General features: G+C 62.8%; 9 protein-coding genes. All 9 read left to right on the forward strand.

The features are described from left to right. A partial coding sequence (locus tag EN884_RS12905) for a CocE/NonD family hydrolase C-terminal non-catalytic domain-containing protein (RefSeq protein ID WP_281034827.1) occupies window positions 1–848 on the forward strand: 848 nt, incomplete at its 5' end. 154 nt (window positions 849–1,002) lie between these two features. Further along, window positions 1,003–2,589, forward strand: coding sequence for an ABC transporter substrate-binding protein (locus tag EN884_RS12910; RefSeq protein ID WP_063169819.1), 1,587 nt, complete (start codon window positions 1,003–1,005; stop codon window positions 2,587–2,589). Between the two features lie 16 nt (window positions 2,590–2,605). Then, complete coding sequence (locus EN884_RS12915) at window positions 2,606–3,565, forward strand: ABC transporter permease (protein ID WP_013528249.1); 960 nt, start codon at window positions 2,606–2,608, stop codon at window positions 3,563–3,565. 9 nt (window positions 3,566–3,574) lie between these two features. Beyond that, entirely contained in the window at window positions 3,575–4,399 is an 825-nt protein-coding gene (locus EN884_RS12920; protein WP_013528250.1) for an ABC transporter permease, read from the forward strand. Then, on the forward strand, window positions 4,399–6,069 hold the full coding sequence (locus EN884_RS12925) for an ABC transporter ATP-binding protein (RefSeq protein ID WP_013528251.1): 1,671 nt from the start codon (window positions 4,399–4,401) through the stop codon (window positions 6,067–6,069). Before EN884_RS12920 ends, EN884_RS12925 begins: the two co-directional genes overlap by 1 nt. A 185-nt stretch (window positions 6,070–6,254) precedes the next feature. Beyond that, complete coding sequence (locus EN884_RS12930; RefSeq protein WP_024501943.1) at window positions 6,255–7,844, forward strand: ABC transporter substrate-binding protein; 1,590 nt, start codon at window positions 6,255–6,257, stop codon at window positions 7,842–7,844. 97 nt (window positions 7,845–7,941) lie between these two features. Further along, the gene (locus tag EN884_RS12935; RefSeq protein WP_024501944.1) at window positions 7,942–8,781 is read left to right on the forward strand and encodes an alkaline phosphatase family protein; all 840 of its coding nucleotides are present in this window, start codon (window positions 7,942–7,944) and stop codon (window positions 8,779–8,781) included. 170 nt (window positions 8,782–8,951) lie between these two features. Continuing rightward, window positions 8,952–9,518: a sigma-70 family RNA polymerase sigma factor gene (locus EN884_RS12940; protein WP_027163789.1), complete on the forward strand. Its 567-nt coding sequence runs from the start codon at window positions 8,952–8,954 to the stop codon at window positions 9,516–9,518. Then, window positions 9,515–9,980 (forward strand): anti-sigma factor (locus EN884_RS12945; protein WP_128360571.1); only part of this gene is annotated, 466 nt, incomplete at its 3' end. The genes EN884_RS12940 and EN884_RS12945, both read left to right, overlap by 4 nt.

Genomic DNA, 9,980 nt, shown 5'->3' on the forward strand with positions numbered 1-9,980 from the left:
GTCCCGAACTGCCCGGCGACCAGCGCCCCGACGATGCGCTGTCGGTGTGTTTCGACCAGCCGGAACTCAGCGAGCCGATCGACATCGTCGGAGCGCCGGAGGTCGAGCTGCGGCTGTCCTCTGATCGTCCGCAGGCCAACATCGCGGTCCGGCTTTGCGATGTGCATCCCGACGGCGCCTCGGAGTTGATCTCCTATGGCGTGCTCAATCTGACGCACCGCAATTCGCACGAATTCCCCGAGGCGCTGGTGCCGGGCGAAACCGTCTCGGTGCGCGTCGTGCTCGATCAATGCGCCTATCGTGTGCCGGCCGGCCACCGGCTGCGTGTTGCCGTTTCGAACGCCTATTGGCCTGCCATCTGGCCGTCGCCGGAGCCGGTCCAGCTCACCTTGTCGACGGCGACGCTCAATTTGCCGCTGCGGCCGCTGGCGACAGGCGACGAAGTAACGTTCGCCGAGCCGGAAGGTGCCACCCCCTGGGCAACAGAGACGATCCGCGCCGCCAATTCAGAGCGTCATGTCGATCGTGATGAGAAGACCGGAATGGTGACGCTTTCCATTGTTGACGATTTCGGCGAGGTGCGCGATCTCGCCCATGGCCTCGCCAATGGCAGCATCGCCCGCGAGACCTGGACGATCCATCCCGACGATCCGCTGTCGGCCTCGGGGAAGACGCACTGGACGCAGACCCTGTCGCGAAACGGATGGTCAGTACGCACCGAAACGACAGCCGAAATGCGATCGGACGGGCAAAACTTCAGCGTCAGCGCCAGAATCGAGGCCTATGAGGACGAAACCCTCGTCTTCGAGCGCAATTTCGAGGAGAAGGTGCCGCGCGCGTTTCTTTGAATGCCGATTTCATTGGTCCAATTGCGACGTACGATTTACGCCACGGCATGTCGCATTCGGTCTTGCTTACCGCTTTCCCTTGCGGTCATTATTCTCCTCACAAGAAACAAGAAAAACGACCGCAGAGTCGAACCAACAGAGTGAGGAACTCAAAATGTCGAACGAACTGGAATTTCTTAGCCGGCGTGTCGCGTCGGGCAAACTGAGCCGTCGTGATTTTCTCGGCCGGGCGGCGGCGCTCGGTATCTCCGCGCCCTTCGCCACCTCGCTGCTTTCAAGCGCTGCACGCGCGGCAGGCCCGGTCAAGGGCGGCACACTGAAGGCCGGACTTGTCGGCGGCGAATCCACCAACAGCCTTGATCCGGCACTGTTCATGACTCAGGTGCCGTTCGCCTTCGGCAAGATGTGGGGCGAATTGATTGTCGAGCTTTCGCCGGAAGGCAAGCTCGAGAACCGCATCGCCGAGGAGATCGGCTCGTCGGACGACGCCAAGGTGTGGACGCTGAAGATCCGCGACGGCGTCGAATTCCACAACGGCAAGACAGTGACCGCCGAGGACGTGGCCGCCACACTTGAGCGCCATTCCGACGAGAAGTCGAAATCCGGCGCGCTCGGCTACATGAAAGGTATCGAGACCATCAAGGCCAGCGGCAAGGAAGTCGTGCTGACGCTGAAGGAGGCCAATGCCGATCTGCCCTATTTGCTCAGCGACTATCACCTGATCGTCCAACCAAATGGCGGCAAGGACAAGGCTGACGCAGGCATCTCGGCCGGTCCTTACAAGGTCACGACCAATGAGCCCGGTGTGCGCCATGGCGGCGAGCGTTTCGCCAATTACTGGCAGGGCGACAAGATGGGCCATGCCGACCAGATCGAGATCATCGTCATCAACGATGCGACAGCGCGCACGGCCGCCCTGCAGGGCGGCCAGGTCAACGTGATCAACCGCGTCGAGCCGAAGATCGTCGACCTGATCAAGCGCCTGCCGGGCGTCACCATCCGCAACCACGCGGGTCCTGGCCACTACGTGTTCATCATGCATTGCAACACGGCGCCGTTCGACAACGCCGATTTGCGCATGGCACTGAAGCTGGCCATCGACCGCGAGGAAATGCTGGACAAGATCCTGCGCGGCTACGGTTCGCTCGGCAACGACTTCCCGATCAATGCGTCCTATCCGCTGTTTACCGAGATCGAGCAGCGCAAGTACGATCCCGACAAGGCCAAGTTCCACTTCAAGAAGTCCGGCCACGACGGCGCCGTCCTGCTGCGGACCTCGGACGTCGCTTTCCCGGGCGCCGTCGATGCATCGCAGTTGTTCCAGCAGAGCGCGGCCAAGGCCGGCATTCAGATCGAGCTGAAGCGTGAGCCCGGCGACGGCTATTGGAACGAGGTCTGGAACAAGCAGCCCTTCTGCGCGTCCTACTGGGGCGGCCGCTCGACCCAGGACCAGATGTACTCCACCGCTTATCTGTCGACCGCCGACTGGAACGACACGCGTTTCAAGCGTCCTGACTTCGACAAGATGGTGCTGGCGGCGCGCGCCGAGCTCGACGAGACCAAGCGCAAGCAGATGTATCATGACATGGCTGTCCTGGTACGAGACGAGGGCGGCCTGATCCTGCCGATGTTCAACCAGTTCATCGACGCTACCGGCGCCAAGGTCGGCGGCTGGGTCGACGATCCGCATCAGGAGCTGATGAACGGCTACGCGCTGGCGAAGTGCTGGCTCGAAGCCTGAGCTTGGCCTTGCGGATATGTCCTCACCCATCTTGAAACTGGTGGCCCAGCGCGTTGCGCTGGGCATTCTGCTCTTGTTGGCCGTTTCGGTCCTGATCTTCGCCGGCACCCAGATCCTGCCCGGCGACGTCGCGCAAGCCATTCTCGGACAGTCGGCGACGCCGGAGTCGCTTGCCAATCTGCGCGAGCAGCTCGGACTCAACCAGCCAGCCTATCTCAGGTATTTTCATTGGCTGGGCGGCGTGCTGACCGGCGATCTCGGCACGGCCATGTCGAGCGGGCAGGACATCGCCACGTCGATCAAGGGACGGCTGTGGAACACGCTGTTCCTCGCCTTCTGGGCGGCGATCGTCGCCGTGCCGCTGGCGATCATCCTCGGCCTGATCGCGGTGCGCTACCGCAATGGCTGGGTCGACAAGCTGATCTCCGGGCTGGCGCTGGCCTCGACCTCGTTTCCCGAATTCTTCATCGGCTATGTGCTGGTCTATTTCTTCGCCGTGAAATGGCAGATATTCCCCGGCATTTCGACCGTCTATGACGGCATGCCTTTTGGCGAACGGATGCAGGCGATCGCCTTGCCGGCGACGGCGCTGACGCTGGTCGTGCTCGCCCACATGATGCGCATGACACGCGCGGCGATCCTCAATGTCATGCAGTCGGCCTATGTCGAGACGGCGGAACTGAAGGGCCTGTCGGCCTTCAACGTCATCCGCAAGCACGCCTTCCCCAATGCCATCGCGCCGATCATCAATGTCGTCATGCTCAACCTCGCCTACTTGATCGTCGGCGTCGTCGTGGTCGAGGTGATCTTCGTCTATCCGGGCATGGGACAGTATCTGGTCGACCACGTCACCAAGCGAGACGTGCCGGTGGTGCAGGCGGTCGGCCTGATCTTCGCCGCCGTCTATATCAGCCTGAACATCATTGCGGACATAGCGGCGATCGTCGCCAATCCGCGTCTCAGACATCCGAAATAGGGGGCGGATATGCTCGATATCAAACGCATCCCCATCCCCGCGCTGATCGGCATCGTGCTGACGGCATTGTTCGTGCTTGCGGCGGTCTTCGCCCCCTGGATCGCGCCGCACGGCAATGGCGAAATCGTCGGCGACGTCTGGGAACCGATGTCGGCTGCCCATTTGCTGGGCACCGACAATCTCGGCCGAGACCTGCTTTCGCGCATGATCTACGGCGCCCGCATCACTTTGTTCATCGCGGTGCTGGCCACCGCGCTGTCGTTCTCGCTCGGCGCCATTCTCGGCTTCTCGGCGGCCGTCTTCGGCGGCTGGTTCGACACGCTGCTGTCGCGCCTCGTCGATCTCTTGATGTCGATCCCGACACTGATCATGGGTCTCGTCGTGCTGTCGGTGCTGCCGACCAATCTGGTGACGCTGATCCTGGTGATGGGCATTCTGGATTCGACCCGCGTCTATCGCCTGTCGCGCGCGGTCGCCGTCGACATCAACGTCATGGACTATGTCGAAGCGGCGAAACTGCGCGGTGAAGGCAGCGGCTGGATCATCTTCCGCGAGATCCTCCCCAACGCATTGTCGCCGCTGGTTTCCGAACTCGGTCTGCGCTTCATCTACGCGGTGCTGTTCCTGTCGACGCTGTCGTTCCTCGGCCTTGGCGTGCAGCCACCGGACGCCGACTGGGGCGGCATGGTCAAGGAAAACAAAGACGGCATCGTGTTCGGCATCGCGGCCGCACTCATCCCAGCGGGGGCGATCGCGCTGCTGGCGATTTCCGTCAACCTGGTTGCCGACTGGGTGCTCAACCGGACGACAAGCCTCAAGGGAGGACGCGGGTGATGGCCGACACCAAAGCGAAGCTCGGGCAACCGAAGTCAGGCCTGCTGCTCGACATCCGCAATCTGCGCATCGAGGCTACCGTCTTCCCGCCCGGCGAACCGCCGAAGGACATCGTGCTGGTGCACGATGTCTCACTGACGCTCGAGAAGGGCAAGGTGCTCGGCCTGATCGGCGAATCCGGCGCCGGCAAGTCGACTATCGGCCTGTCGTCTATGGGCTACGGCCGCGGCGGCGTGCGCATCACAGGCGGCGAGGTGATCCTGAACGGCCGCGACATCCTCAAGGGCGGCAAGGACGGCTTCCGCAAATTACGCGGCCGCGAGGTCTGCTATGTCGCGCAGTCGGCGGCAGCGGCCTTCAACCCGGCGCACAGACTGATGGACCAGGTGGTGGAAGCCACCCTGCTGCACGGCACCGCGACACGCGCCGAGGCCGAGAAGCGCGCGGTTGCGCTGTTCAAGAAGCTCAGCCTGCCGAACCCTGAAACCATCGGCGAGCGTTTTCCGCACCAGGTTTCGGGCGGCCAGTTGCAGCGTGTGATGACGGCGATGGCCCTGTGCTCCGAGCCGGACCTGATCGTCTTCGACGAGCCGACCACGGCGCTCGACGTGACGACGCAGATCGACGTGCTGGCGGCGATCAAGGACGCCATCCGCGACACCCATGTCGCTGCGCTCTACATCACGCACGACCTTGCCGTCGTCGCCCAGGTCTCCGACGAGATCATGGTGCTGCGCCATGGAAGGCTGGTCGAATGGGGCGGCACAAGGCAGATCATCAAGGAGCCGCGCCAGGAATACACCAACGCGCTGGTCTCGGTGCATGAGATCGAACACCAGGAGCAGAAGCCCGGCACGTCGCCGTTCCTGTCGGTGAAGAACGTCACCGCCGCCTATGGCCGCAGCCATATCAAGGTGCTGAAGGACGTATCCGTCGACATCTATCCGGGCCAGACGCTGGCCGTGGTCGGCGAGTCCGGCTCCGGCAAGTCGACGCTGGCGCGCGCCATCACGGGACTTTTGCCACCCGAACAGGGTACCGTCACCTTCGACGGACGCGCGCTGGCCAACAGGCTGGCCGACCGGCCGAAGGAGGATCTGCGCCAGTTGCAGATGATCTACCAGATGGCCGATGTGGCGATGAACCCGCGTCAGACCGTCGGCACCATCATCGGCCGGCCGCTGGAGTTTTATTTCGGCATGCGCGGCCGTGAGCGCGACAGACGCGTTGCCGAACTGCTCGACAAGATCGAGATGGGCAAGGGATTTTCCGACCGCTACCCGGCCGAGCTTTCCGGCGGCCAGAAACAGCGTGTCTGCATCGCCCGGTCGCTTGCCGCCAAGCCGAAGCTGATCATCTGCGACGAGGTGACCTCGGCGCTCGATCCGCTGGTGGCACACGGCATCCTCGAGCTGCTGCTGGAGCTGCAGAAGGAAGAGAACGTCGCCTATCTGTTCATCACGCATGACCTTGCCACGGTGAAGTCGATCGCCGATTCAATCGCGGTTATGTATCGCGGCGAGGTGGTGCGTTACGGCCCCAAGGGCAAGGTGCTGAGCCCGCCCTTCGACGCCTACACCGACCTGCTGCTCTCCTCGGTTCCAGAGATGGAAATCGGCTGGCTGGAAAAGGCAATCAAGGGACGGCGCATGGCCAGCGCGGGGAACTAAAGCAATTCCGGGAAAACTGGGAACCAATACTGCCGGAAGAAAAAGGCAGGCGCTTCCCCTGGAAATTGTGTCAGACCAAGCTGCCACATAGGGGCGTCAGCGACCGTCATCCGGATGCAACACTAGAGCGCCACACGTCCTTCGGGACGAGCGCCGCTCGCACGACTTTTAAACAGGGGTAGGACATGAAAACTGAACTCGATTATCTCGCCGAACTCGCCGGTCACGGCCGGATATCGCGCCGTGCCTTTCTTGGGCGCGCCGCCGCGCTCGGCGTATCGGCGGCCATGATGCCGGCGCTGGCCGGCAAGGCATTTGCCCAGACGGCGGTGAAGGGCGGTATCATCAAGGCTGGCCTGCAGGGCGGGGAATCCACCAACAGCCTCGATCCGGCGCTGAATCTCAGCCAGGTAACCTTCAGCTTTGGCAAGCTTTGGGGCGAGTATCTTGTGCGCCTCACACCGGACAACAAGCTGGTCAACCTGATTGCCGAAGAGATTGGCGCCTCAGCCGACGCCAAGACATGGACGATCAAGATCCGCGATGGCATCGAGTTCCACAATGGCAAGACGGTCGGCGCGGAGGACGTTGCCGCCACCATCGAGCGCCATGCGGACGAGAAGTCCAAGTCCGGAGCACTCGGCATCCTCAAGAACATCAAGGGCGTCAAGGCGAGCGGCAAGGAAGTCATCGTCACGCTCGGCGACGCCGATGCCGACTTCCCCTATCTGATGGCCGACTACCATCTCGTCATCCAGCCGAATGGCGGCAAGGACGATCCGAATGCCGGCATCAGCGCCGGACCCTACAAGGTTAGCGTCAACCAGCCAGGCGTGCGCCATGGCGGCGAGCGTTTCGCCAATTACTGGCTTGGCGACAAGGCCGGCCATGCCGACCAGGTCGAGATCATCGTCATCAATGATGCGACCGCACGGCTTGCAGCCTTGCAAGGCGGCCAGGTGCACATGATCAACCGCGTCGAACCCAAGGTCGTCGATCTGGTCAAGCGCATCGCGGGCGTTTCCATCGAGAACGTCTCGGGCAAGGGCTACTATCCGTTCAACATGTTCTGCGACACCGCACCTTTCGACAGCAACGATCTGCGCATGGCGCTGAAGCTAGCCATGGACCGCGACGAGATGCTGGAAAAGATCCTGCGCGGCTATGGCTCGGTGGGTAACGACTTCCCGATCAACGAGGCCTATCCGCTGTTTTCCGCCGATATCGAACAGCGCAAGTTCGATCCGGACAAGGCGGCGGCAGCCTACAAGAAATCAGGCCACAGCGGCTCGATCGTGCTGCGCACCTCGGACGTCGCCTTCCCGGGCGCCGTCGATGCCGCACAGCTCTATCAGCAGTCCTGCGCCAAAGCCGGCATCAAGATCGAGATCAAGCGCGAACCCGGCGACGGCTACTGGTCGGAGGTCTGGAACAAGCAGCCTTTCTCGCTCTCCTACTGGGGCGGACGCGCCACGCAGGACCAGATGTATTCCACCGGCTATGTCTCGACCGCCGACTGGAACGACACGCGCTTCAAGCGGCCGGAATTCGACAAGATGCTGTTTACCGCGCGCGGCGAGCTCGACCAGGCCAAGCGCCAGGCGATCTACCACGATATGGCAGTGATGATGCGTGACGAAGGCGGGCTGATCGTGCCCTTCTTCAACCAGTTCATCGACGCGGCCGCCACCAACAAGATCGGCGGCTATGCCAAGAGCCCTATCGGCGAAATGATGGACGGCTACGCGCTTGCCGAGTGCTGGCTCAACGCTTGAGCGGACCCTGATCGTCCGATTTCATCTATCAGAACGCCGTGTGCCCGGGACGGCACACGGCGTTCCCGTTTCAACCGCCAACCGCATGGAGCAGCCCGTGGCGCTCAAATCCAAGCTTCTGCTGATCATCCTCGATGGCGTGCCTTACCGGAACTGGCGCCGGCTGATGGGCAATCTCGAAGGCTGGGTGCAATCGGGCGAGGCGCAGGTCTGGAAGATGCGCTCGGTGCTGCCGTCGACCTCGGCCTGCTGCTATGCCTCGATCCACACCGGGGTTTCGCCGCAGGTGCACGGGATTCTCTCCAATGAGAACCGTTTCCGCGTCGAGCAGCCCGATATCTTCTCCGAGGTCAGCAAGGCAGGCGGCAAGACGGGGGCGGTGACCCATTCCTACTGGTCGGAATTCTTCCGCGCCTACCCGTTCGACCTGGTGGAGGGCATGGAATTCGACGAGCCAGGCGGGCCGATCACGCATGGCCGCTTCCACACCATGACCGGTTACAATCTCCGCAACCAGATGACGCCGAGCGATGTCGACCTGTTCGCGACGCTGACCATGCTGACGAAACGCCATGGCATCGACTACGGCATCCTGCACACCTGCACGCTGGATTCGATGGGACACCGCTTCGGCCACGACTGCCACGAGATGGACCATGCCGTCTATGCGATGGACGGCATGCTGGCCGCCTTCCTGCCACGCTGGATCGAAGCCGGCTATGAGGTGATCGTCACCGCCGATCACGGCCAGACCGATCGTGGCCATCACGGCGGCCATGACGACGAGATGCAGGATTTCGCGCTGTATTATTTTGGACAAGGCAAAGGGCCGGATGCGGACACACTACTCGACCAGCTGCAGCTGGCGCCGACGGTGCTGAGCCGACTGGGCGTTCCCGTGCCCGCGACGATGAAGGCGAAGTCTTTCTTGGAGTGAGAAGCGGTCCGCGAAGCTCTTCCCTTCTGCCCTTGTGGGAGAAGGAAGAGGCGCACCTCTGGCAACCTCCGCGCTCTTCGGTTAGCCTCCGCAAAATTCCTTGGCGGAGGATGAACCTTTTTGGGCCGATCAGCGACAGAGCAGACAGGAGCCAGGCGGCTCGACCGGCCATGACGGCAGCGACGGAGACCGATCGCGCGCTTGTCGACCGGGTCGCGAAGGGCGACCGAGCCGCCGTGCGGCTCCTGTTCATGCGTCACCACGCGCGGGTCTACCGCTTCGTGGCGCGCCAGACGGGATCGGAAATGATGGCCGACGATATCGCCAACGAAGTCTTCCTCGAGTTGTGGCGCCAGGCGCCCGGCTTCGAAGGGCGTTCCGAAGTCTCGACATGGCTGCTCGGCATTGCCCGTTTCAAGGCGCTGTCCTTTCTGCGCAAGAAGAAGGAAGACTGGATCGACGACGAGGCCGCCGCCGCGGTGCCCGACGGCGCCGACACGCCGGAAGTCGTCACCATGAAGGAAGACAAGGCGGCCGCCCTGCGGCGCTTCGTCGACGCCTTGCCGGAAGAGCATCGCGTCGTCATCGATCTTGCCTATTATCACGGGCAGTCGGTGAGCGAGATCAGCGAGGTGCTCGACATTCCGGTCGCCACCGTCAAGACCCGGATGTTCTACGCCCGCAAGAAACTCGGCGAGGCTCTCAAGGCCGCCGGTTACGACAGGGGGTGGCCATGAGCGCCGCTGAAAAGATGTCGCGCCGCGACGAAATGGAAACGCTGCTGCCGTTCTACCTGAACGGCTCGCTGGAAGGTTCCGACCTGGAAGCGGTCGAGGAATGGCTGGCCAGCGATCCGGCCGCACTTGCCGCCCTTGGCGAAGCTGAAGCCGAATTCTCCGGCGCCACGGCCGCCAACGAAGCAATCCGGCCGCCGGCCGATGCGCTCAGCCGCTTTGCCAAGGCACTCGACGCCGAGGCCGGGCCTGCGCGCAAGCCGGCAGGATCGTCCTGGCTGGCGCAGGCCTGGGGCCGCTTTATGGCGGTGCCGGTCGGCGTCGCCTGGGCGGCAGCCGCGGTTCTGCTGGCGCTGGTCATGGTGCAGTCGTTTGTCGAACCCGGCGGAAAGGGCAATGATTTCGAGATTGCCGGCGCGCAAGACGATCTGGCGAAAATGCCGTACGCCCTGGTCAAGTTCAAGC

The sequence above is a fragment of the Mesorhizobium sp. M7A.F.Ca.AU.001.01.1.1 genome, from assembly GCF_004022735.1.
Taxonomy (GTDB): Bacteria; Pseudomonadota; Alphaproteobacteria; order Rhizobiales; family Rhizobiaceae; genus Mesorhizobium; species Mesorhizobium ciceri.